Consider the following 23,608-nt stretch of genomic DNA (forward strand, 5'->3'; position numbering starts at 1 on the left):
CGAAAACATCTGGGGGTGAACACAATGATCTACTTACGCAAAGCTAACGACCGTGGCCACGCTAATCATGGCTGGCTTGATTCCTGGCATACCTTCTCTTTTGCCAACTACTATGACCCGAACTTTATGGGGTTCTCGGCACTGCGCGTGATTAACGATGACGTGATCGATGCAGGTCAGGGATTTGGTACTCACCCCCATAAAGACATGGAAATCCTGACCTACGTGCTGGAAGGCGCGGTAGAGCATCAGGACAGCATGGGCAATAAAGAGCAGGTTCCGGCCGGTGAGTTTCAGATTATGAGCGCCGGGACGGGGATCCGTCACTCGGAGTACAACCCGAGCAATACTGAGAAGCTGCATCTGTATCAGATCTGGATCATGCCGCAGGAGAACGGTATTACTCCGCGTTATGAACAGCGTCGTTTTGATGCCGCTCAGGGTAAACAACTGGTGCTGTCGCCGGATGCTCGTGATGGTTCACTGAAAGTGTACCAGGATATGGAGCTGTACCGTTGGGCGCTGGTCAAAGATGAGCAGTCAGTGCATCAAATTGCTGCTGAACGCCGCGTCTGGATCCAGGTGGTAAAAGGTAACGTGACGATTAACGGGACTAAAGCGACCACCAGCGACGGTCTGGCAATCTGGGATGAACAGGCAATTTCTATTCATGCCGACAGCGACAGTGAAGTGTTACTGTTTGACCTGCCGCCAGTATAAAAATACACGTCATCCTTCAAGCCGCATCTGTGTTGGCTTTCCTCGCTCACCCCGGTCGCGTACTTAATGTACGCTCCCGGGGATTCACTGCGTCGCCGCCTTGATGCAACTCGAATGATTTTGTGTATTTATCACAATAAAAACTCCTTTTTTTCTCTGCAAAGGTTCACGCACGTCCGTGGTAAACTGGGAGAATCTATCCCTTTTTAACGCTTCAGGACGATGAAAAAGAAAAGACCCGTACTTCAGGATGTAGCCGACCGCGTGGGCGTGACCAAAATGACGGTCAGTCGCTTTTTGCGTAACCCGGAGCAGGTCTCCGTGGCGCTGCGGGGCAAAATTGCCGCTGCACTTGATGAGCTGGGTTATATTCCCAATCGCGCTCCTGATATCCTTTCTAACGCCACCAGCCGCGCTATCGGCGTGCTGTTACCGTCTCTCACTAACCAGGTTTTTGCTGAAGTGCTACGCGGCATTGAGGCCGTCACCGACGCCCATGGTTATCAAACCATGCTCGCGCACTACGGCTATAAGCCTGAGATGGAACAAGAGCGCCTGGAATCGATGCTGTCGTGGAATATCGATGGCCTGATCCTCACCGAACGTAGCCATACGCCCCGTACGCTGAAAATGATTGAGGTTGCTGGTATCCCGGTGGTTGAATTGATGGACAGCAAGTCTCCGTGTCTGGATATCGCCGTCGGTTTCGACAACTTCGAAGCCGCGCGTCAGATGACTGCCGCTATTATCGCCCGCGGGCACCGTCATGTAGCCTATCTTGGCGCACGTCTTGATGAGCGTACTATCATCAAACAGAGAGGCTACGAGCAGGCAATGCGCGATGCCAACCTGGTGCCGTACAGCGTGATGGTGGAACAGTCTTCTTCCTACTCCTCCGGTATTGAACTCATCCGTCAGGCGCGGCGCGAATACCCGCAGCTCGACGGCGTTTTCTGTACCAACGATGACCTGGCGGTAGGGGCGGCCTTCGAATGCCAGCGTTTAGGGCTGAAAATCCCGGATGACATGGCGATTGCCGGATTCCACGGTCACGACATCGGGCAGGTGATGGAGCCGCGTCTGGCGAGTGTGCTCACGCCGCGTGAACGGATGGGAAGCATTGGTGCAGAACGCCTGCTGGCGCGCATTCGTGGTGAAGCAGTCACGCCTAAAATGTTAGATTTAGGTTTCACCTTGTCACCGGGCGGATCTATTTAAGCCAACAACTTTGAAGTAGCTCACACTTATACACTTCGAGCACGAATGGATATTGCTTCTCTATTTATCCGGCTGGACAATGTTACCGATAACAGTTACCCGTAACAATTTCCTGATTCTTGTACCAGTGGGGGCAACGCTTTGAGCACGACTAATCATGATCACCACGTTTACGTTCTGATGGGCGTATCGGGCAGCGGTAAATCTGCTGTCGCCAGCGAAGTGGCGCATCAACTGCAGGCCGCGTTTCTTGATGGCGATTTTCTCCATCCGCGCAGCAACATCATGAAAATGGCTTCCGGTGAGCCACTCAACGATGACGACCGTAAACCGTGGCTACAGGCGCTTAATGACGCCGCTTTTGCGATGCAGCGTACCAACAAGGTTTCGCTGATCGTCTGTTCTGCCTTGAAAAAAGTCTACCGCGACCAGTTGCGCGACGGTAACCCGAACCTCTCTTTCATTTATCTGAAAGGGGATTTTGACGTTATCGAAAGCCGTCTGAAGGCGCGTAAAGGCCACTTCTTCAAAACACAGATGCTGGTTACCCAGTTTGAAGCGCTGGAAGAACCGGGTGCGAATGAAAACGATGTACTGGTGGTCGATATCGATCAACCACTGGACGGTGTGGTCGCCAGCACCATTGAGGTTATTAACCAAGGCAGTAAGTAGTGAGCACATTAACGCTTGTTTTAACAGCAGTAGGGTCCGTTTTATTACTGCTGTTTTTAGTGATGAAGGCGCGTATGCACGCCTTCGTTGCTTTGATGGTGGTATCCATTGGTGCAGGTCTCTTTTCCGGTATGCCGCTCGATAAAATCGCGGCGACCATGGAAAAAGGGATGGGAGGCACGCTCGGTTTCCTGGCGATTGTGGTGGCGCTGGGGGCGATGTTCGGCAAGATTTTGCATGAGACCGGCGCGGTCGATCAGATTGCCGTCAAAATGCTGAAATCCTTCGGTCACAGCCGCGCACATTACGCGATTGGCCTGGCCGGTCTGATTTGCGCGCTGCCGCTGTTCTTTGAGGTGGCGATTGTGCTACTGATTAGCGTAGCGTTTTCAATGGCACGCCATACCGGTACTAACCTGGTTAAGTTGGTCATTCCGCTGTTTGCGGGCGTGGCGGCTGCCGCAGCGTTCCTGCTGCCGGGGCCTGCGCCGATGCTGCTGGCCTCTCAGATGCACGCCGACTTTGGCTGGATGATCCTGATTGGCCTGTGCGCCGCGATTCCGGGCATGATTATCGCCGGGCCGCTGTGGGGTAATTTCATCAGCCGTTACGTTGAGCTGCACGTACCGGAAGACATTACCGAGCCGCATCTGGGCGAAGGCAAAATGCCCTCCTTTGGCTTCAGCTTATCGCTTATCCTGCTGCCGCTGGTGCTGGTTGGTCTGAAAACCATCGCCGCACGCTTTGTTCCGGTCGGTTCTTCAACCTACGAATGGTTCGAGTTTATCGGTCATCCGTTTACCGCGATTCTGGTTGCCTGTCTGGTGGCGATTTATGGTCTGGCGGTGCGCCAGGGCATGCCAAAAGACCGCGTGATGGAGATCTGCGGCCATGCGCTGCAGCCAGCGGGGATTATTCTGCTGGTGATTGGCGCGGGCGGCGTGTTCAAACAGGTGCTGGTAGATTCCGGTGTTGGTCCTGCACTGGGCGAAGCGTTAACCGGTATGGGCTTGCCGATCGCTATCACCTGCTTCGTGCTGGCGGCGGCGGTGCGTATCATTCAGGGGTCCGCGACAGTGGCCTGCTTAACGGCGGTCGGTCTGGTGATGCCAGTGATTGAGCAACTGAACTACTCCGGTGCTCAGATGGCGGCGCTGTCTATCTGTATCGCGGGCGGCTCTATCGTGGTCAGCCATGTTAACGACGCTGGTTTCTGGTTGTTCGGTAAATTTACCGGCGCGACTGAAGCGCAAACGCTGAAGACCTGGACGATGATGGAAACCATCCTCGGTACGGTTGGCGCGATTGTCGGTATGATTGCTTTCCAGCTGTTGAGCTGATGGAATTGCCCGGTGGCGCTTGCGCTTACCGGGCCTGGAAACGAGCACATATCGACACCGTAGGCCGGGTAAGGCGAAGCCGCCACCCGGCTTTTTTACAGCACCATCACCCCATCCTCGGTTTTCAACCAACGCGGCGCTTTTAGCGTATCGGCGAAATAGCCCACTAAATCCTGCAGTAAATCACCCGCCACGCGTTCCATCTCGTCAGACAGCGTTTTACTCATCAGTAAATGCGTCAAAAGCTGGCAGTAACGCCCCATCTGATCTGGTTCGGGTTCAAAGAGGGGAGAGCGGGTCGGTAAGGTTTCTACCGTCAGGCTGGCCTGTAGATGCTGCGGTACAGGCTCCGTTAAGGTTGGTTGCAATAGTGCCAGACAGGCCGACAGGCGCGCGCACATCGCCAGTTTTTCAACCGGGTCATGACATTCAACAAGCCCTTCGACAAAACGCTCACAGTTATCCGCCAACTCGGTGAAGTCCGTGGCATGGCTAAAGGGCAGGGTAAATAAAGAGTGTGAAAAGAGAGGGGTCGTTGCCATAGGGCAGCCTCCGATGAGTGATTTTCATCCACCACTGGAGAGGCTAATCTCACTGGAGGTGGAGCCGAACAGGGTTAGCCTTACCGGCCTCATCGGATACCGGCGCGTCTTGCGACGCCCCCGCCCGGTCCACCATTGGAGTGTACCTAAGCGTGCGACACAAAAATACTTGCGTCACCGATGAAGGAGTTCAGAAGGCTAATTCTGGCACCTGATTTTGCAGGTGCAGCGAGAAGATAATGCTAATCCGCGATGCTGACAAGGGGGCATTCCGGAAGGCGCTTCGCAGAAATGAAAATACGCTTTTTCAGAGACTTAAATGATTGAGGTGTTTCTCACAAACACATTCACGGCGCTGATTGCCCGGTGGCGCTAGCGCTTACCGGGCCTACACACGAGCATATATCAACACCGTAGGCCGGGTAAGGCGAAGCCGCCACCCGGCGTAAAATGAGTGTTTCACCCCTTCATCCACATCCTTACACCGTCGAGGAACATCTGGGTTGCCATCATCACCAGAATCAGCCCCATCAGGCGCTCCAGCGCGTTAACCCCTTTCTCTCCCAGCAGACGTAAAAACAGCGAAGACTGCAGCAAAATCACGAATGTGCCGCCCCAGGCGATCAGCAGCGCAATCACCAGGTGCCCCATCTGGTTTGGATACTGATGCGACAACAACATTAATGAGGCCAGGATTGTCGGCCCGGCTACCAGCGGAATCGCCAGCGGTACGATAAACGGCTCTTCACCAGCCGGAAGCCCGGTGCTATTCCCGGTGGCGCTGGGGAAAATCATCTTAATGGCGATCAGGAACAGAATGATGCCCCCGGAGATCGATACGGTTTCTGCACGCAGGTTAAGAAATGCCAGAATTTTCTCGCCCGCAAACAGGAATATCAGCATCACCAACAGCGCAATAAACAGCTCGCGAATCATAATCGCGCGGCGACGTTTTGGTTCGGTATGTTTCAATACGGACATGAAAATGGGCAGATTTCCGAGCGGATCCATAATCAGGATCAATAAAACTGCCGCTGAAATGATTTCATTCATAACTCAAATTCCCTGATAATTACCGCGGACTTTCTGCTTGCTTGCGCAGCGGGATAAGTCGCATTACTGATGGCTTCGCTATCATTGATTAATTTCACTTGCGACTTTGGCTGCTTTTTGTATGGTGAAGGATAGGCCAGTAGGATACTGGTTAGCATACACAGCACACATCTCTGCAGGAAAAAACGCTATGAAAAATGTTGGTTTTATCGGCTGGCGCGGTATGGTCGGCTCTGTTCTCATGCAACGCATGGTTGAGGAGCGTGACTTCGACGCCATTCGCCCTGTTTTCTTTTCTACTTCCCAGCTTGGGCAGGCGGCACCGACGTTCGGTGGCACCGCGACCGGCACACTTCAGGACGCTTTTGATCTGGATGCGCTGAAGGCGCTCGATATCATCGTGACCTGTCAGGGCGGCGATTATACCAACGAAATCTATCCAAAGCTTCGTGAAAGCGGTTGGCAGGGTTACTGGATTGACGCAGCCTCTTCGCTGCGTATGAAAGACGATGCCATCATTATTCTCGATCCGGTTAACCAGGATGTCATCACCGACGGCCTGAATAAAGGTATTAAGACCTTTGTCGGCGGCAACTGTACCGTTAGCCTGATGCTGATGTCTCTCGGTGGCCTGTTTGCCAATGACCTGGTTGACTGGGTTTCCGTGGCAACCTATCAGGCGGCTTCCGGCGGCGGCGCGCGCCATATGCGTGAGCTGCTGTCTCAGATGGGTCATCTGTATGGCCATGTGGCCGAGGAACTGGCGACCCCTTCCTCTGCTATTCTCGACATCGAACGTAAAGTGACGACCCTGTCCCGCAGCGGCGAACTGCCGGTTGATAACTTTGGCGTACCGCTGGCCGGTAGCCTGATTCCGTGGATCGACAAACAGCTCGATAACGGTCAGAGCCGCGAAGAGTGGAAGGGACAGGCGGAAACCAACAAAATTCTCAACACGTCTTCCGTGATCCCAGTTGATGGTCTGTGCGTGCGCGTCGGCGCGCTGCGCTGCCACAGCCAGGCGTTCACCATTAAACTGAAAAAAGATGTGTCTATTCCGACCGTAGAAGAACTGCTGGCGGCGCACAATCCGTGGGCCAAAGTTGTACCAAACGATCGGGATATCACCATGCGTGAGCTAACCCCGGCGGCCGTCACCGGCACGCTGACCACGCCAGTAGGCCGTCTGCGTAAGCTGAACATGGGACCGGAGTTCCTGTCAGCCTTTACCGTGGGCGACCAGTTGCTGTGGGGTGCTGCGGAGCCATTGCGCCGTATGCTGCGCCAATTGGCGTAATAGTTTGTTAACGATCAAGGGGTGAGGAATCACCCCTTTTTTTGCGTAATACAGGAGTAAGCGCAGATGTTTCATTTTTTACCAGGAGTAAGATAAAGCATTGGCTATTCTTTAAGGGTGACTTAGTACCGGAGGTATTAAGTTGTTGCCTGAAGGTGGGACGACGCAGAGAGGATGCACAATTGTGCTGCGCCGTTCAGGTCAAAAAAAGTGTCACTACCTGATGTCGAAAATCAGTTGGAAGGGGTGACACCATAAAACAGGATGACAACCATGTCCGTTCGTATCGATAGAGACGTGATTAATGCGCTAATTGCAGGCCATTTTGCGGATCCTTTTTCCGTACTCGGTATGCACCAAACTGATGCTGGACTCGAAGTCCGCGCCCTATTACCTGACGCCACCGAAGTGTGGGTGATCGAACCCAAAACCGGACGCAAAGTCGGCAAGCTGGATTGCCTCGACTCTCGCGGTTTTTTCTGTGCAGTACTTCCCCGCCGTAAAAATTTCTTTCGCTATCAGCTGGCCGTTGTCTGGCATGGACAGCAGAATCTGATTGATGACCCTTATCGTTTTGGTCCGCTGATCCAGGATATGGATGCATGGCTGTTATCTGAAGGTACGCATCTGCGACCTTACGAAACGCTGGGTGCGCATGCGGATACCATGGATGGCGTCACCGGTACGCGTTTCTCCGTCTGGGCACCCAACGCCCAGCGTGTTTCGGTGGTTGGTCAGTTCAACTACTGGGATGGCCGTCGCCACCCGATGCGCCTGCGTAAAGAAAGCGGTATCTGGGAGTTGTTTATCCCCGGTGCGCAGCATGGTCAGCTGTATAAATACGAGATGATCGATGCCAACGGTAAGCTGCGGATTAAAGCCGACCCTTACGCGTTTGAAGCGCAAATGCGCCCGGAAACCGCGTCACTTATTTGCGGTCTGCCGGAAAAAGTGGTGCAAAGCGAGGAGCGTAAAAAAGCCAATCAGTTTGATGCGCCGATCTCTATCTATGAAGTACATCTGGGTTCATGGCGTCGTCATACCGATAACAACTTCTGGCTGAGCTACCGCGAGCTGGCGGATCAGTTAGTGCCTTACGCCAAGTGGATGGGCTTTACCCACCTCGAACTGTTGCCGATTAACGAGCATCCGTTCGACGGTAGCTGGGGTTACCAACCTACCGGCATGTATGCGCCGACCCGTCGCTTCGGGACTCGCGATGATTTCCGCTATTTCGTGAATGCCGCGCATCAGGCGGGGCTGAACGTCATTCTCGACTGGGTGCCGGGCCATTTCCCATCGGACGACTTTGGTCTGGCAGAGTTTGATGGCACTAACCTTTATGAGCACAGCGACCCGCGCGAAGGGTATCACCAGGACTGGAACACGCTGATCTACAACTACGGTCGCCGTGAAGTCAGCAACTACCTGGTGGGTAATGCTCTGTACTGGATTGAACGTTTTGGGATCGACGCGTTGCGCGTGGATGCCGTGGCGTCGATGATTTATCGCGACTACAGCCGCAAAGAAGGGGAATGGATCCCAAACGAATTTGGTGGTCGTGAAAACCTTGAAGCCATTGAGTTTTTGCGCAATACCAACCGCATTCTTGGCGAGCAAGTTCCGGGCGCGGTGAGCATGGCGGAAGAGTCCACCGACTTTGCCGGCGTTTCAAGACCACAGGATATGGGCGGTTTAGGGTTCTGGTATAAGTGGAACCTCGGCTGGATGCACGACACGCTGGACTACATGAAGCTGGACCCGATTCATCGTCAGTACCATCACGACAAGCTGACCTTCGGCATGCTGTACAACTACACCGAAAACTTTGTCCTGCCGCTGTCGCATGATGAAGTGGTACACGGTAAAAAATCTATTCTCGATCGCATGCCGGGAGACGCATGGCAGAAGTTTGCCAACCTGCGCGCCTACTACGGCTGGATGTGGGCCTTCCCGGGCAAAAAACTGCTGTTTATGGGCAACGAGTTTGCGCAGGGACGTGAATGGAACCATGACGCCAGCCTCGACTGGCACCTGCTGGAAGGTGGCGATAACTGGCACCACGGCGTACAGCGTCTGGTGCGCGATCTGAACCACACCTACCGTCATCACAAAGCGCTGCACGAGCTCGACTTTGACGCCTATGGCTTTGAGTGGCTGGTGGTAGATGACAATGAACGTTCGGTGCTGGCTTTCGTGCGTCGTGACAAGGTCGGCAATGAAATCATCGTGGTCAGTAACTTTACGCCTGTGCCCCGCCACGGCTATCGCTTCGGTATCAATCAGCCAGGCAAATGGCGTGAGATCCTCAATACCGACTCGATGCATTACCACGGCAGCAATACCGGTAACGGCGGTGCGGTGCACAGCGATGAAATCGCCAGCCATGGTCGTCAGCACTCACTGAGCCTCACGTTACCGCCGTTGGCAACGATTTGGCTGGTCCGGGAGGGGTAATGACGCAACTGGCAACCGGCAACGCCACCCCCCATGGTGCAACGTATGACGGCCATGGTGTCAATTTCACACTCTTCTCGGCCCACGCTGAACGCGTTGAATTATGCGTATTCGATGAGCAAGGGTGCGAACTTCGCTATGACCTGCCGGGGCGTAGCGGTGATGTCTGGCATGGCTATCTGGCCAACGCCCGGCCCGGTCTGCGCTATGGCTATCGTGTTCATGGCCCATGGCAACCGCAGCAGGGCCACCGGTTTAATCCGGCCAAGCTGCTGCTTGACCCTTGCGCCCGTCGGGTGGATGGCGAGTTAAAAGATAACCCGCTGCTGCACGGTGGGCTAAATGAACCGGATCATCATGATAATGCCACCATCGCGCTGAAGGGCGTGGTGGTGTCCGATCATTATGACTGGGAGGATGATGCCCCGCCGCGCACGCCGTGGGGCAATACCGTGATTTACGAAGCGCATGTCAAAGGGTTGACGTATTTGCATCCTGAGCTGCCGGAAGAGATTCGCGGAACCTACAAAGCGCTGGGCCATCCAGTGATGATCGATTACTTCAAGCGCCTCGGCATTACCGCGCTGGAGCTGCTGCCGGTGGCGCATTTTGCCAGCGAACCACGGCTTCAACGGCTGGGGCTGTCGAACTATTGGGGCTACAACCCGGTAGCGATGTTCGCGCTGCATCTGGCCTATGCCTGTTCGCCGGAGAGTGCGCTTGATGAGTTTCGCGACGCGGTAAAAGCGCTGCACAAAGCGGGGATTGAGGTCATTCTCGATATCGTTTTGAACCACAGCGCCGAGCTGGATCTCGAAGGCCCCGTCTTCTCGCTGCGCGGAATTGATAACCGTAGCTATTATTGGATCAGGGACGATGGTGATTACTACAACTGGACCGGTTGTGGGAACACCCTCAATCTGAGCCATCCCGGCGTTGTGGAATACGCATGTGAATGCCTGCGCTACTGGGTTGAAACCTGCCATGTGGATGGTTTTCGTTTTGATTTGGCTTCAGTCATGGGGCGTACACCTGCGTTTCGTCAGGATGCGCCGCTGTTTACCGCGATCCAAAACTGTCCGCAGCTCTCACGCGTTAAGCTGATTGCGGAACCGTGGGATATTGGTGAAGGCGGCTATCAGGTGGGGAATTTCCCTCCGCCGTTTGCCGAGTGGAATGACCATTTCCGCGATGCGACCCGACGCTTCTGGCTCCAGCGTAATCTCTCGTTGGGTGAGTTTGCCGGGCGTTTTGCCGCATCAAGCGACGTGTTTAAACGCAATGGTCGCAAACCCAGCGCGACGGTCAATCTGGTGACTGCGCACGACGGTTTTACGCTACGCGACTGTGTGTGCTTCACAAATAAGCACAATGAAGCGAATGGTGAGGAAAATCGCGACGGCACTAGCAATAACTACAGCGACAATCATGGTAAAGAAGGATTAGGCGGCACGCTGGACCTGATTGAGCGGCGGCGCGACAGCATTCATGCGCTGTTAACTACGCTGTTGCTCTCCCAGGGGACGCCGATGTTGCTGGCGGGCGATGAGCATGGTCATAGCCAGCACGGCAACAATAACGCTTACTGCCAGGATAACGTCCTAACCTGGCTGGACTGGCAGCAGGCAAACAGCGGACTAACCACATTTACCGCAGCCCTGATCCATCTTCGTCAGCAAATTCCTGCATTAACGGGTGATCGCTGGTGGGAAGAGGGCGATGGCAATGTTCGTTGGCTGAATAAGTACGCACAACCCTTAAGTGCGGATGAGTGGCAAAACGGCCCGAGGCAGATGCAAATCCTGCTTTCAGACCGTTTTCTGATTGCAATAAATGCCACGCTTGAGGTGACAGATATCGTTTTACCTGAAGGGGGATGGTGCGCCGTTCCCCCATTTGCCGGAGAGGATAATCCGGTGCTTACGGCTGTCTGGCAGGGACCTGCGCACGGACTGTGTGTGTTCCAGAGAAGATAAAAAAGGAGTTAGTCATGGTGAGTTTAGAGAAGAACGATCGTGTAATGTTGGCGCGCCAGCTGCCATTAAAATCTGTTGCCCTGATCCTGGCCGGTGGCCGCGGTACCCGCTTAAAAGATTTAACCAACAAACGTGCCAAACCTGCTGTGCACTTTGGCGGTAAGTTCCGCATTATCGATTTTGCCTTATCCAACTGTATTAACTCCGGGATCCGCCGTATTGGCGTGATCACTCAGTACCAGTCCCACACGCTGGTGCAGCATATTCAGCGCGGCTGGTCGTTCTTTAGCGAAGAGATGAACGAGTTCGTCGATCTGCTACCTGCCCAGCAGAGAATGCAGGGTGAAAACTGGTATCGCGGCACGGCGGATGCGGTGACCCAAAACCTGGACATCATTCGACGCTATAAAGCGGAATATGTGGTGATCCTCGCGGGCGATCATATCTACAAGCAGGACTACTCACGCATGCTGATCGACCACGTCGAGAAAGGCGCGCGTTGCACCGTGGCCTGTATGCCAGTGCCTATTGAAGAGGCCAGCGCGTTTGGCGTGATGGACGTGGACGACACCGATAAAATTATCGAGTTCGTTGAAAAACCCGCCAACCCGCCAGCGATGCCTGGCGACCCGACCAAATCTCTTGCCAGTATGGGGATCTACGTTTTCAACGCCGATTATCTGTATGAATTGCTGGCGGAAGATGACCTTGATGAAAACTCCAGTCACGATTTCGGTAAAGACATTATCCCGAAAATCACCGAAGCTGGCATGGCGTATGCACATCCATTCCCGTTGTCCTGCGTGCAGTCTGACCCGGAATCCGAGCCGTACTGGCGTGACGTGGGTACGCTGGAGGCCTACTGGAAGGCGAACCTCGATCTGGCTTCGGTGACGCCTGAACTGGACATGTACGACCAGGACTGGCCAATCCGTACGCACATGGAATCGCTGCCACCGGCGAAATTTGTTCAGGACCGTTCCGGCAGCCACGGAATGACGCTGAACTCGCTGGTTTCTGGCGGATGCATAATTTCAGGTTCGGTGGTGGTGCAGTCCGTTCTGTTCCCGCGAGTGCGGGTGAATTCATTCTGTAACATTGATTCGGCAGTGTTGTTACCTGAAGTGTGGGTGGGACGTTCGTGCCGCTTACGTCGTTGCATTATCGACCGCGCCTGCGTTATTCCCGAAGGCATGGTGATTGGTGAAAACGCGGAAGAAGATGCGCGTCGTTTCTACCGTTCAGAGGAAGGTATTGTGCTGGTCACGCGTGAAATGCTACGCAAACTGCAGATCAAACAGGAGCGATAATGCAGGTTTTACACGTTTGTTCAGAGATGTTCCCCCTGTTAAAAACCGGGGGACTGGCGGATGTTATTGGGGCGTTACCCGCAGCGCAAATAGCGGACGGCGTGGATGCCCGCGTGCTGCTCCCGGCGTTTCCTGATATTCGTCGCGGCATTCCCGATGCGCAGGTAGTGACGCGTCGGGATACCTTCGCCGGACGTATCACGCTGCTGTTCGGGCATTTCAACGGCGTGGGTATTTACCTGATTGACGCGCCGCATCTCTATGACCGCCCCGGTAGCCCGTATCACGACACTAACCTGTTTGCTTATACCGATAACGTGCAGCGTTTTGCATTGCTGGGCTGGGTTGGCTGTGAAATGGCCTGTGGCCTTGACCCATTCTGGCGCCCGGATGTGGTGCATGCGCACGACTGGCATGCGGGTCTGGCTCCGGCGTATCTGGCGGCGCGCGGCCATCCGGCGAAATCGGTGTTCACCGTCCACAACCTGGCGTATCAAGGCATGTTTTATGCAAAGCATATGGATGACATCCAATTGCCATGGTCGTTCTTTAATGTGCACGGACTGGAGTTTAACGGGCAGATTTCGTTTCTGAAGGCAGGGTTGTACTACGCCGACCACATTACGGCGGTCAGTCCGACCTACGCGCGGGAAATTACCGAGCCGCAGTTTGCCTACGGCATGGAAGGTCTGTTGCAGCAACGTCATCGCGAAGGGCGCCTTTCCGGCGTGCTGAACGGCGTTGATGAAAAAATCTGGAGCCCGGAAACCGATCTCCTGCTGGCATCGCGATATACGCGCGACACGCTGGAGGAGAAGGCAGAAAACAAACGTCAGCTTCAGATAGCGATGGGACTTAAGGTCAACGATAAAGTACCGCTGTTTGCTGTGGTGAGCCGTCTGACCAGTCAAAAAGGGCTGGATCTGGTGCTGGAAGCGCTGCCGGGGTTGTTAGAGCAGGGTGGACAGCTGGCATTGCTAGGCGCGGGCGATCCGGTATTACAGGAAGGATTCCTCGCCGCAGCGGCGGAACATCCAGGACAGGTGGGTGTGCAGATCGGCTATCACGAAGCCTTCTCGCACCGCATCATGGGTGGGGCCGATGTGATATTGGTTCCCAGCCGTTTTGAGCCGTGTGGCTTAACGCAGTTGTATGGACTGAAGTACGGCACGCTGCCGCTGGTGCGGCGCACCGGTGGGCTGGCTGATACAGTCTCTGACAGTTCGCTGGAAAACCTGGCGGACGGTATCGCCAGTGGGTTTGTATTTGAAGATAGTAATGCCTGGTCGCTGTTACGCGCGATCCGGCGTGCTTTCGTATTGTGGTCCCGGCCTTCGCTTTGGCGGTTTGTACAACGTCAGGCCATGACCATGGATTTTAGCTGGCAAGTCGCGGCGAAGTCATACCGTGAGCTTTACTATCGCTTGAAATAGATATCCAGGAATCACCTATATGAATGCTCCATTTACTTATGCATCGCCCACACTCAGCGTAGAGGCACTTAAGCATTCTATTGCCTATAAGCTGATGTTCACGATTGGTAAGGACCCGGTCATTGCCAATAAACATGAGTGGCTGAACGCCACGTTGTTCGCGGTGCGCGACCGTCTCGTGGAGCGCTGGCTGCGTTCTAACCGTGCGCAATTATCTCAGGAAACTCGTCAGGTCTATTACCTGTCTATGGAGTTTCTGATTGGCCGCACGCTTTCCAATGCACTGTTATCGCTGGGCATTTATGACGATGTCAAAAATGCGCTGGAAGGAATGGGGTTGGATCTTGAAGATCTGATCGACGAAGAAAACGACCCGGGTCTTGGCAATGGCGGTCTCGGGCGCCTGGCGGCCTGCTTTCTGGACTCTCTGGCAACGCTGGGATTGCCGGGACGCGGCTACGGTATTCGTTATGACTACGGCATGTTCAAGCAGAACATTGTTGATGGCCGCCAGAAAGAGTCGCCGGACTACTGGCTGGAATACGGTAACCCGTGGGAATTCAAACGCCACAACACGCGCTACAAAGTGCGTTTTGGCGGGCGCATTCAGCAGGAAGGTAAGAAAACGCGCTGGATAGAAACCGAAGAGATCCTCGCGGTCGCCTACGACCAGATTATCCCCGGCTACGACACCGACGCCACCAACACGCTGCGTCTGTGGAATGCCCAGGCCAGTAGCGAGATTAATCTCGGTAAATTTAACCAGGGCGACTACTTTGCGGCGGTGGAAGATAAAAACCACTCCGAGAACGTCTCCCGCGTATTGTACCCGGACGACTCCACCTATTCAGGACGTGAACTGCGGCTGCGCCAGGAGTATTTCCTGGTCTCCTCCACGGTGCAGGACATTCTGAGCCGTCATTACCAGCTGCACAAAACCTACGACAACCTGGCGGATAAAATTGCCATTCACCTCAACGACACCCATCCGGTGCTGTCGATCCCAGAGCTAATGCGTTTGCTGATCGATGAGCATAAGTTCAGCTGGGACGATGCGTTTGAGGTCTGCTGCCAGGTCTTCTCGTATACCAACCACACTTTGATGAGCGAAGCGCTGGAGACCTGGCCTGTCGATATGCTGGGCAAAATTTTGCCGCGCCATCTGCAAATCATCTTTGAAATCAACGACTACTTCCTGAAAACGTTACAGGAACAGTATCCGAACGATACCGCTCTGCTGGGGCGGACGTCGATTATCGATGAATCTAACGGCCGTCGTGTGCGTATGGCATGGCTGGCGGTGGTGGTGAGCCACAAGGTTAACGGCGTTTCCGAGCTGCACTCCAACCTGATGGTGCAGTCACTGTTTGCTGATTTTGCGAAGATTTTCCCGACTCGTTTTTGCAACGTCACCAATGGCGTGACGCCGCGTCGCTGGCTGGCGCTGGCCAACCCGTCGCTCTCTGAAGTGCTGGATGAGAACATTGGACGCACCTGGCGAACCGATCTCAGCCAGCTCAGTGAGCTTGAGCAGCACTGCGATTACCCGCTGGTAAATCAGGCGGTGCGCCGCGCGAAGCTGGAGAATAAAAAGCGTCTGGCCACGCTTATTGCCCAGCAGCTGAACGTGGTGGTGAACCCGAAATCGCTGTTTGATGTGCAGATAAAGCGTATTCACGAATACAAACGTCAGTTGATGAACGTGCTGCATGTGATTACCCGCTACAACCGCATTAAGGCCGATCCTGACGCTGAGTGGGTACCGCGTGTGAATATCTTCGCAGGTAAAGCGGCTTCTGCTTATTACATGGCGAAACACATCATTCACCTGATCAACGACGTCGCGAAAGTGATCAACAACGATCCGCAAATTGGCGACAAGCTGAAAGTGGTGTTTATCCCCAACTACAGCGTCAGCCTGGCGCAGGTGATTATTCCTGCTGCCGATCTGTCTGAGCAGATTTCTCTGGCCGGGACCGAAGCCTCCGGTACCAGTAATATGAAATTTGCTCTTAACGGCGCGCTGACCATCGGGACGCTGGACGGTGCCAACGTTGAGATGCTGGAGCATGTGGGCGCAGAAAATATCTTTATCTTTGGTAATACGGCGGAAGAGGTCGAGGCTTTACGCAGCCAGGGCTACAAGCCGCGTGAGTATTACGAGAAAGACGAAGAGCTGCACCAGGTGCTGACGCAGATCGGCAGCGGCGTATTCAGCCCTGAGGAGCCGGGACGCTATCGCGACCTGGTGGATTCGCTGATTAACTTTGGCGACCACTATCAGGTTCTGGCGGATTATCGCAGCTACGTTGATTGCCAGGATAAGGTTGATGAACTGTATCGTCACCCGGAAGAGTGGACCACCAAGTCGATGATTAATATCGCCAACATGGGGTACTTCTCGTCGGACAGGACGATCAAAGAGTACGCCGAAAACATCTGGCATATTGATTCGGTGCGGTTGTAATAAGGGATAGGACTACCTGTAGGCCGGATAAGGCGCTAGCCGCCATCCGGCAAAAGGCCCGATAGCGATGACGCTTACCGGGCCTACAGGGCGCTCGTTGCCGGGGGCGCTTCGCTTGCCCGGCCTACGTTCGTGTACTTGCTTACGACGCCAGCGACAGCTGGTGTTTCTCGATATACTCTGCCAGCCACTGGGTCATGCGTGACTGCTGCTCAGCGTTCAGCCACATACCTTCTTTCGTGCGACGCCACAGCGCATCTTCCGCGCGACGAACCCATTCGTGATCGACCAGATATTTCAGCTCGGCCTCATAAAACTCATGGCCAAAGTCTTCACCTAACTCGGCAAGCGAGGTGGCTTCGCCGATAACCCATTCGGTGTTGCTGCCGTAGGTGCGAGAGTAATGGCGTGCCAGCGACTCGGTCAGGAAAGGGTAGCGACGGCGCAGTTTGGCCGCGTAATCTTCGCGATCGCCGCCAATGTCACCGCCTGGCAGAATGCACTCTTTCGTCCATGCCGGACCAATACCCTGGTAGTACGATGCCAGTTTTTCCATCGCGTGCTCAGCCAGCTTACGATAGGTGGTCAGCTTACCGCCAAAGACCGACAGCAGCGGCGCTTTGCCGTTTTCGTCGTGGATATCCAGCGTGTAATCACGGGTGATCGCCTGCGGTGAGTCAGACTCGTCATCGCACAGCGGACGCACGCCTGAGTAAGTCCAGACGATATCATCACGGCCCAGCTGTTTCTTAAAGTGCGCGTTGTAGACCTTCAGCAGGTAATTGATTTCGCTTTCATCAATTTTCACTGCTTTCGGATCGCCTTTGTATTCAACGTCTGTCGTCCCGATGATCGAGAATTCGTCCATCCATGGGATAACAAACACAATACGCTTATCTTCGTTTTGCAGAATATAAGCTTGCTTCTGGGTATGTACGCGCGGCACTACGATGTGGCTGCCTTTAATCAGGCGAATGCCGTACGGTGATGGCAGGTGCATACCGTCGTCGAAGAACTCTTTCACCCACGGACCGGTGGCGTTGACCAGGCCACGCGCCTGCCAGGTGTATTTTTTGCCGGTATCGATATCTTCAGCTTCAACAATCCACAAACCGTTTTCACGGCGAGCAGAAGTGGCGCGAGTGCGGGTTAATACTTCTCCGCCTTTGCGTACGACCATTTGGGCGTTTGCCAAAACCAGTCGCGCATCGTCTACCCAGCAGTCGGAATATTCGAAACCGCGCACAATCTCAGGTTTCATTACGGAATCTGCGCCAAAACGCAAACCGGTAGAACCTGGCAAACTGGTGCGTTTGCCCAGATGATCGTACATAAACAAACCAATGCGGATCACCCACGCCGGACGCAGGTGCGGGCGGTGGGGCAGACGAAAGCGCATCGGGAAGGCGATATGCGGTGCCATTTTCAACAGCACTTCACGTTCGGCCAGCGCTTCGCTTACCAGACGAAATTCGTAGTGTTCCAGGTAGCGCAGGCCACCGTGGATGAGTTTGGAGCTAGCGGAAGAGGTGGCGCAGGCTAAATCCTGCGCTTCCAGCATCAGCACGGATAAACCGCGTCCAGCGGCATCTGCCGCGATACCGGCACCGTTGATGCCTCCACCTATCACAATCAGATCTTTGGTTTCCATGCTGGCCTCTCGCACTTTCGTTATAGCTCATTAATGTTCGTTATCGAGCATAATAGCAAAGAATCGCGCCATTGGTAACATCGGATAAACAATTTACAGTGATACATATAACATTATGGCGTTTAACTGCCGTCGGGACGTACACTAAGCAGTAACATGTCCGAAAAGCGTCACCTGCCATATAAAGAAGAGAGAGCAATGGATCAGTTTGAATGTATTAATGTCGAAGAAGCGCATCAGAAGCTGCATCAGGGGAGCGCGGTGTTAGTGGATATCCGTGATCCGCAAAGCTATGCCATGGGTCATGCCCCGCAGGCGTTTCATCTGACGAACGACACGCTGGGGTCATTTATGCGCGAGCATGATTTCGACACCGCCGTGTTGGTGATGTGTTATCACGGCAACAGCAGTAAAGGCGCGGCGCAATATCTTCTTCAGCAGGGCTATGACGCGGTTTACAGCGTTGACGGCGGCTTCGACGCCTGGCATCGACATTTTCCGGCAGAAGTGGCATACGGTTCGTAAGGCTATACCCAAATTAATTCGAGTTGCATCGCGACGGCGACGCAGCGAATCTCCGGGAGCGTACGAACAGTACGTGACCGGAGTGAGCGAGGAAAGCCAACAAAGATGCAGCTCGAAGTAAGAAGGGTATATATACTGTCCTCTTTTGTGTGGATGAAGCGACAGCAACCATGTTGATGATTACCTCTTTTGCTAACCCCCGCGTGGCGCAGGCATTTGTTGATTATATGGCGACACAAGGCGTTATCCTGACGATTCAACAACATCAGCAAACGGATGTCTGGCTGGCGGATGAGTCCCAGGCCGAGCGCGTGCATGCTGAACTGGCGCGATTTCTGGAGAATCCGGGCGATCCGCGCTACCTCGCGGCAAGCTGGCAGTCGGGTCAGACCGACAGCGGTCTGCACTACCAACGTTATCCGTTCCTGGCCAAATTGCGCGAACGCGCAGGTCCGGTAATCTGGTTGGTGATGGCCGCGTGTGTGCTGGTGTTTATTGCGATGAACGTGCTGGGCGACCAGGCGGTGATGCTCTGGCTGGCATGGCCGTTTGATCCTTCGCTGAAATTTGAATTCTGGCGTTATTTCACCCACGCTTTTATGCACTTCTCGCTGATGCATATTCTGTTCAACCTGTTGTGGTGGTGGTATCTCGGCGGTGCGGTTGAAAAGCGTCTGGGCAGTGGAAAACTGATTGTAATTACCGTGATCAGCGCCCTGTTGAGCGGCTATGTTCAGCAGAAATTTAGCGGCCCGTGGTTTGGTGGACTGTCTGGCGTGGTATATGCGCTGATGGGCTACGTGTGGTTGCGCGGCGAGCGCGATCCGCAAAGCGGTATTTTCCTGCAGCGTGGTTTGATTATCTTTGCTTTGATCTGGATTGTTGCCGGCTGGTTTGATCTATTCGGCATGTCGATGGCGAATGGCGCTCATATCGCCGGATTGGCCGTGGGTCTGGCAATGGCGTTTGCCGATACTATAAATGTACGAAAACGAACTTGACTCAAGTTTTGTGGTGCCGGAAGGCGGTGTGCGTTTGGACCAATTTGTAGGCCGGATAAGCGTCAGCGCATCCGGCAAAATTTCAGGGAACCATAATGAAGCAAACACAACGACATGACGCGATCATCGAGCTGGTAAAAAAACAGGGATACGTCAGTACTGAAGAGCTGGTGGAGCATTTCTCCGTCAGCCCGCAGACGATTCGCCGCGATCTTAACGATCTGGCCGATCAGAACATGATTTTGCGCCATCACGGAGGCGCGGCGCTGCCATCCAGCTCGGTCAACACCCCGTGGCATGACCGTAAAGCGACGCAGACTGCGGAAAAAGAGCGCATTGCCCGCAAAGTTGCCACGCAGATCCCGAACGGCTCTACGCTGTTTATTGATATCGGAACCACGCCGGAAGCGGTGGCTCACGCGCTGCTTAACCACAGCAATTTACGCATTGTGACCAACAACCTCAATGTGGCGAACACGCTGATGGCGAAAGAGGATTTCCGCATAATCCTCGCCGGTGGTGAACTGCGTAGCCGCGACGGCGGTATTATGGGCGAAGCGACCCTCGACTTTATTTCTCAGTTCCGTCTGGACTTCGGCATCTTAGGGATCAGCGGCATCGACAGCGACGGTTCCCTGCTGGAGTTTGATTATCACGAAGTTCGCACCAAGCGCGCGATCATTGAGAATTCACGGCATGTGATGCTGGTGGTGGACCACTCGAAGTTTGGGCGTAACGCGATGGTTAATATGGGCAGCATCAGCATGGTGGATGCGGTGTATACCGACACGCTGCCGCCTGCTGGTGTGATGCAGGTGATTGCTGACCATCATATCCAGTTAGAGCTGTGCTAAGGTAATCCCAGGCCTGATAAGCGTTGCGTATCAGGCATTAACTAAACGCCGTACCCCATCATCTTCAGCAGCTTCTGCGCATGTTGCACCGCATCCTGGCGATGTGCGACGCCGAGCTTTTGGTACAAATTGCGGATGTGCGTCTTGATGGTCGTTGCCGCGACGGCCAGCTCTCCGGCGATCTGCTCGTTGCTGTAGCCCGAATAAATCAGTCCCAGAACCTGCCATTCGCGCTGGGTCAGCGGGCTGGTGCGGATAAGCTCCGGCACTTCCGGGTGAGTAAGCAGACGCTCAACGAACCCTTCATCGAAGTGGGCAAATTTATGGCGGTGGTGCTGGTTAATCTCACGCAAAATGCGCTGGGCGCGGTGCTGATCGAGTTCCGGTAAGGTATTGAGCTGAATCAGCTGACGCAGTTGTTGCGCCATGGCCTCGCCTTCGATAACAAAGTGGCTGATGAATCCGGTGCGGTTCGCCAGCTGTAGGGCGTCGAGTAACACACGCTGGGCGTCATTTTTGCGCCCTGCCTGCCAGTAGAGCTGATTAAGCAGCAACAGGTTACGGTTCAGATCGCTCATCAGGCGCAGATTGCGCGCATTTTCATTCAACTCTTCCAGCACAATCTCAGCCGGTTCAAACTCGCCGAGCAGGATTTGCGCGCGAGCGATGTTGCGCCACTGGCTTTGCAGGAAGTGGTTATTGGCGAATTCTGGTTTTGGCGTGTGGCGCAGCCAGTTGGCGGCCGAGTTTTTGTCGCCCACCATTTGCCAGTAAATCACCCGCACCTTATCGGCGTTGGAGATCCAGTCGCTGTGATAGTGACCGTTACCCAGCAGGTTTTCCAGGCGGTTGAGCAGGCTGCGAGCGTTATCGAGATCGCCCCGTGCCAGTGAACACTGAACCAGCAGCGCCAGACACTGTAGCTGTTGCTGCGGCTGGAAAGTGGAAAGCAGTTCAATACCGCTACGGGCAGAGGCTTCTGATTCGTCCAGACGCGCCCATGCCCACAGTAGTTGTGCGCGAATACGTACCAGGAATTCGTGCATCGGCAGCTGTTCCAGGTGCTGCTCTTTGATCAGCTGGAATGCTTTTTCCTGAGTTTCCCAGGCGGCCTGTAAAAAGCCCTGGGCAAACAAAATTTCGCTTTGCTGGATAAGACTCCACAGCGCGTAATGCCAGACGTCATGATGACGCGCCATTTGCTCGGTTTGCTGCATTAACGCCAGAGAGCGCGTGAGATCGCCCTTACAGTGCAGGACTTCGCCGTGCACCGAGGTGGCGACGATCCGGCTATAGAACCAGGCGATGGGTAACTCATCCAGGGCCAGTTTCGCCAGGCGTTCGGCTTCGTCAGGGTTGCCGTCGTTAATCGCTACCTGCGCCCGTAAAGCGTTGAATTCGGCGTGCAGTGTCGGCTCCATGTCGCCTTTCATTTCCTGCTCTGCGCGCGCCAGCAAGGTGTTAACCTCTCCGTAGCGGTGCTGGCTTTGCATCAGCCAGGCTTGCAACAGAACCAGACGCGGATTTTCCAGCAGACTTTCCCACGGCAGGGCTTTCAGCGACTCTTCCAGTAACGTCAGCTCGCTATGGTTAAACAGTCCCCACGCATGATTAAGCAGGATATCGCGTAGCATATGGGCGTCGCCGGCTGCCAGCGCGTGGTGGATAGCTTCGCTGGGGAAGCCTTGCGCCATCCAGCTTTCGGCGGCGGCGCGGTGTATTTCGGGCAGTTCGTTCGCCAGCTCCCATTGGCAGCGCTGGCGTAAAAAGCTGCCAAACAGCGGGTGATAGCTGAACCACTCGCCAACGTCATCCATCCGCTGCAGGAATAACCCCTGACGCTCAATTTCTTCCAGCCGCATCTGGCCGTTTTCTTCCCCGGTAACGCGGACGATTAGCGCATCGTTCATGGAACGCAGAATGGCGCTTTTCAGCAGGAAGTGACGGGTGCCGAGGTCGACGCTGTCCAGCACTTCATCAACCAGATAATCGGACAAATGGCTGGCGTTGATCCCCGCGAGGCGTCGTGCTGACTGGTGCGCGGAATGATTGTTCTGGCGGGCGGAAAGGGCGATCAGTTGTAACGCCGTGGCCCAGCCAGCAACGTCATCGCACATCCGGCTGCTTTCTGCCGCTTCAATGGGAGAGGACAAACGTCGGTCGAAAAATTGTTTGGCTTCCTGATGGTTAAAGGCCAGCTGTTGGCTGCCTATCTCCAGCAGTTGATCGCGTACCCGCAGGTTGGCAATACCCAGTTGCGGCAGATTGCGCGACAGCACGACCAGCGTGAGGTTCTCAGGCTGGTGACGCAGGAAGAAACGCATCGCTTCGTGAATGGCCGGGTTAGAGATCAGATGATAATCATCTACTACCAGGTAGAGCGGGCGGTGCCACTCGGCCAGTTCGATAAATAGCTGGGCAAACAGTGACGTCAGGCTGGCGTACTGACGTTTTTGCACCATTGCTTCACTGGTGGTGCAGTGTCCACCTGTTGCCTGTTGGATAGCGGCGATCAGATAACTGGCAAAGCGCTCTTGCTGATTATCGCCCTCATCCAGAGAATACCAGCCTAAATCATTTTTCCCTGCCGCCCATTGTGAAACCAGCGTCGTTTTTCCATAACCAGCAGGACTTGTTATCAGGGCAAGCCTGAAATTGTTCGCGCCGGAAAGTTTAGCCAACAGGCGCTCACGAACCACCGTATGATCGAGTCGAACCGGACGACTTAATTTAGACGGAATCAACATAAGTTAGTCACTTCACTGTGTGAAAATAGGGAAGAATGATTTTTTTTGCGCTTCGTAATTAATAGATATAAGGTCGGCCAGATTGGTGTTTTATGCAAGCTAAGCGGACTTTTTGTGTGTCTGATTTTGCACTATGTCACAAATCTATACATCTATTGCAATAAATGCTTTAAAGAGTCGCAACAGGCGTGGCGACTGGATCCGTTGTAATTTTGACTGTGTCGAAAAATCCCTCTCTTTTTATATGGTTACTCAAATAGCTAATGAATATCACCGAATTTTGTGGCCGACTTAAAAGTTTTATGTGAATTATCTTATCGGGCACAGATATTTCAGGTTAGAAAC

At 54.2% G+C, this 23,608-nt stretch carries 17 protein-coding genes; 13 read left to right on the plus strand and 4 right to left on the minus strand.

The window, feature by feature from the left end; all coding sequences use genetic code 11:
• Positions 1–24: 24 nt before the first annotated feature.
• The 4 genes from yhhW to gntU all read left to right on the plus strand — a co-directional run bounded on the left by yhhW (position 25) and on the right by gntU (position 3,950).
• Positions 25–720, plus strand: coding sequence for a quercetin 2,3-dioxygenase (yhhW, locus tag OGX92_RS08060; protein WP_003023472.1), 696 nt, complete (start codon positions 25–27; stop codon positions 718–720).
• A gap of 222 nt (positions 721–942) precedes the next feature.
• On the plus strand, positions 943–1,938 hold the full coding sequence (gntR, locus tag OGX92_RS08065; RefSeq protein WP_126956393.1) for a gluconate operon transcriptional repressor GntR: 996 nt from the start codon (positions 943–945) through the stop codon (positions 1,936–1,938).
• A 141-nt stretch (positions 1,939–2,079) separates the two neighbouring features.
• Entirely contained in the window at positions 2,080–2,610 is a 531-nt protein-coding gene (gene gntK, locus OGX92_RS08070; RefSeq protein WP_003023475.1) for a gluconokinase, read from the plus strand.
• The gene (gntU, locus tag OGX92_RS08075; protein ID WP_003827609.1) at positions 2,610–3,950 is read left to right on the plus strand and encodes a gluconate transporter; all 1,341 of its coding nucleotides are present in this window, start codon (positions 2,610–2,612) and stop codon (positions 3,948–3,950) included. Before gntK ends, gntU begins: the two co-directional genes overlap by 1 nt.
• A gap of 95 nt (positions 3,951–4,045) precedes the next feature.
• On the opposite strand, the gene OGX92_RS08080 is transcribed toward gntU, so the two are convergent.
• Positions 4,046–4,492, minus strand: a complete 447-nt coding sequence (locus tag OGX92_RS08080; RefSeq protein WP_149335481.1) for a hypothetical protein — start codon at positions 4,490–4,492, stop codon at positions 4,046–4,048.
• A 459-nt stretch (positions 4,493–4,951) separates the two neighbouring features.
• Positions 4,952–5,545 carry an NAAT family transporter YhgN gene (gene yhgN / locus OGX92_RS08085; protein WP_003023480.1) on the minus strand — a complete coding sequence of 198 codons (594 nt, stop codon included), beginning with the start codon at positions 5,543–5,545 and terminating at the stop codon, positions 4,952–4,954.
• A gap of 190 nt (positions 5,546–5,735) precedes the next feature.
• Here yhgN and asd point away from each other — a divergent pair, with 190 nt between their 5' ends.
• From asd to glgP, 6 genes are all read left to right on the plus strand, one after another.
• Positions 5,736–6,842: an aspartate-semialdehyde dehydrogenase gene (gene asd, locus OGX92_RS08090; protein WP_003827614.1), complete on the plus strand. Its 1,107-nt coding sequence runs from the start codon at positions 5,736–5,738 to the stop codon at positions 6,840–6,842.
• Between the two features lie 273 nt (positions 6,843–7,115).
• Entirely contained in the window at positions 7,116–9,299 is a 2,184-nt protein-coding gene (glgB, locus tag OGX92_RS08095) for a 1,4-alpha-glucan branching enzyme (protein WP_003827616.1), read from the plus strand.
• The gene (gene glgX, locus OGX92_RS08100; RefSeq protein WP_286586422.1) at positions 9,299–11,275 is read left to right on the plus strand and encodes a glycogen debranching protein GlgX; all 1,977 of its coding nucleotides are present in this window, start codon (positions 9,299–9,301) and stop codon (positions 11,273–11,275) included. The genes glgB and glgX overlap by 1 nt, the downstream gene beginning before the upstream one ends.
• A gap of 14 nt (positions 11,276–11,289) precedes the next feature.
• On the plus strand, positions 11,290–12,585 hold the full coding sequence (gene glgC / locus OGX92_RS08105; protein ID WP_003827621.1) for a glucose-1-phosphate adenylyltransferase: 1,296 nt from the start codon (positions 11,290–11,292) through the stop codon (positions 12,583–12,585).
• Complete coding sequence (gene glgA, locus OGX92_RS08110; RefSeq protein WP_003827622.1) at positions 12,585–14,018, plus strand: glycogen synthase GlgA; 1,434 nt, start codon at positions 12,585–12,587, stop codon at positions 14,016–14,018. Before glgC ends, glgA begins: the two co-directional genes overlap by 1 nt.
• A 19-nt stretch (positions 14,019–14,037) precedes the next feature.
• A complete protein-coding gene (gene glgP, locus OGX92_RS08115; protein WP_003827624.1) occupies positions 14,038–16,485 on the plus strand; it encodes a glycogen phosphorylase in 2,448 nt (815 codons plus the stop codon).
• A gap of 142 nt (positions 16,486–16,627) precedes the next feature.
• Here the strand turns inward: glgP and glpD are convergent, their stop codons facing one another.
• A complete protein-coding gene (gene glpD, locus OGX92_RS08120) occupies positions 16,628–18,136 on the minus strand; it encodes a glycerol-3-phosphate dehydrogenase (protein ID WP_286586424.1) in 1,509 nt (502 codons plus the stop codon).
• A gap of 198 nt (positions 18,137–18,334) precedes the next feature.
• On the opposite strand from glpD, the gene glpE reads away from it, so the two are divergent.
• The 3 genes from glpE (at position 18,335) to OGX92_RS08135 (ending at position 20,516) form a co-directional block, all read left to right on the plus strand.
• Entirely contained in the window at positions 18,335–18,661 is a 327-nt protein-coding gene (gene glpE, locus OGX92_RS08125; protein ID WP_003827629.1) for a thiosulfate sulfurtransferase GlpE, read from the plus strand.
• Between the two features lie 170 nt (positions 18,662–18,831).
• Positions 18,832–19,662, plus strand: a complete 831-nt coding sequence (gene glpG, locus OGX92_RS08130) for a rhomboid family intramembrane serine protease GlpG (RefSeq protein ID WP_286586425.1) — start codon at positions 18,832–18,834, stop codon at positions 19,660–19,662.
• A gap of 95 nt (positions 19,663–19,757) precedes the next feature.
• Complete coding sequence (locus tag OGX92_RS08135; RefSeq protein WP_003023499.1) at positions 19,758–20,516, plus strand: DeoR/GlpR family transcriptional regulator; 759 nt, start codon at positions 19,758–19,760, stop codon at positions 20,514–20,516.
• A 41-nt stretch (positions 20,517–20,557) separates the two neighbouring features.
• Here OGX92_RS08135 and malT read toward each other — a convergent pair whose 3' ends face one another.
• The gene (malT, locus tag OGX92_RS08140) at positions 20,558–23,263 is read right to left on the minus strand and encodes an HTH-type transcriptional regulator MalT (RefSeq protein ID WP_003827634.1); all 2,706 of its coding nucleotides are present in this window, start codon (positions 23,261–23,263) and stop codon (positions 20,558–20,560) included.
• Positions 23,264–23,608: the final 345 nt, after the last annotated feature.

The organism is Citrobacter sp. Cpo089 (genome assembly GCF_030332695.1).
In the GTDB taxonomy this organism is placed as follows: domain Bacteria; phylum Pseudomonadota; class Gammaproteobacteria; order Enterobacterales; family Enterobacteriaceae; genus Citrobacter; species Citrobacter portucalensis.

Coding starts and splice junctions, on each gene's coding strand:
- yhhW (WP_003023472.1), top strand. CDS start 25: ATGATCTACTTACGCAAAGCTAACGACCGTGGCCACGCTAATCATGGC.
- gntR (WP_126956393.1), top strand. CDS start 943: ATGAAAAAGAAAAGACCCGTACTTCAGGATGTAGCCGACCGCGTGGGC.
- OGX92_RS08080 (WP_149335481.1), bottom strand. CDS start 4,492: ATGGCAACGACCCCTCTCTTTTCACACTCTTTATTTACCCTGCCCTTT.
- yhgN (WP_003023480.1), bottom strand. CDS start 5,545: ATGAATGAAATCATTTCAGCGGCAGTTTTATTGATCCTGATTATGGAT.
- asd (WP_003827614.1), top strand. CDS start 5,736: ATGAAAAATGTTGGTTTTATCGGCTGGCGCGGTATGGTCGGCTCTGTT.
- glgB (WP_003827616.1), top strand. CDS start 7,116: ATGTCCGTTCGTATCGATAGAGACGTGATTAATGCGCTAATTGCAGGC.
- glgX (WP_286586422.1), top strand. CDS start 9,299: ATGACGCAACTGGCAACCGGCAACGCCACCCCCCATGGTGCAACGTAT.
- glgC (WP_003827621.1), top strand. CDS start 11,290: ATGGTGAGTTTAGAGAAGAACGATCGTGTAATGTTGGCGCGCCAGCTG.
- glgA (WP_003827622.1), top strand. CDS start 12,585: ATGCAGGTTTTACACGTTTGTTCAGAGATGTTCCCCCTGTTAAAAACC.
- glgP (WP_003827624.1), top strand. CDS start 14,038: ATGAATGCTCCATTTACTTATGCATCGCCCACACTCAGCGTAGAGGCA.
- glpD (WP_286586424.1), bottom strand. CDS start 18,136: ATGGAAACCAAAGATCTGATTGTGATAGGTGGAGGCATCAACGGTGCC.
- glpE (WP_003827629.1), top strand. CDS start 18,335: ATGGATCAGTTTGAATGTATTAATGTCGAAGAAGCGCATCAGAAGCTG.
- glpG (WP_286586425.1), top strand. CDS start 18,832: ATGTTGATGATTACCTCTTTTGCTAACCCCCGCGTGGCGCAGGCATTT.
- OGX92_RS08135 (WP_003023499.1), top strand. CDS start 19,758: ATGAAGCAAACACAACGACATGACGCGATCATCGAGCTGGTAAAAAAA.
- malT (WP_003827634.1), bottom strand. CDS start 23,263: ATGTTGATTCCGTCTAAATTAAGTCGTCCGGTTCGACTCGATCATACG.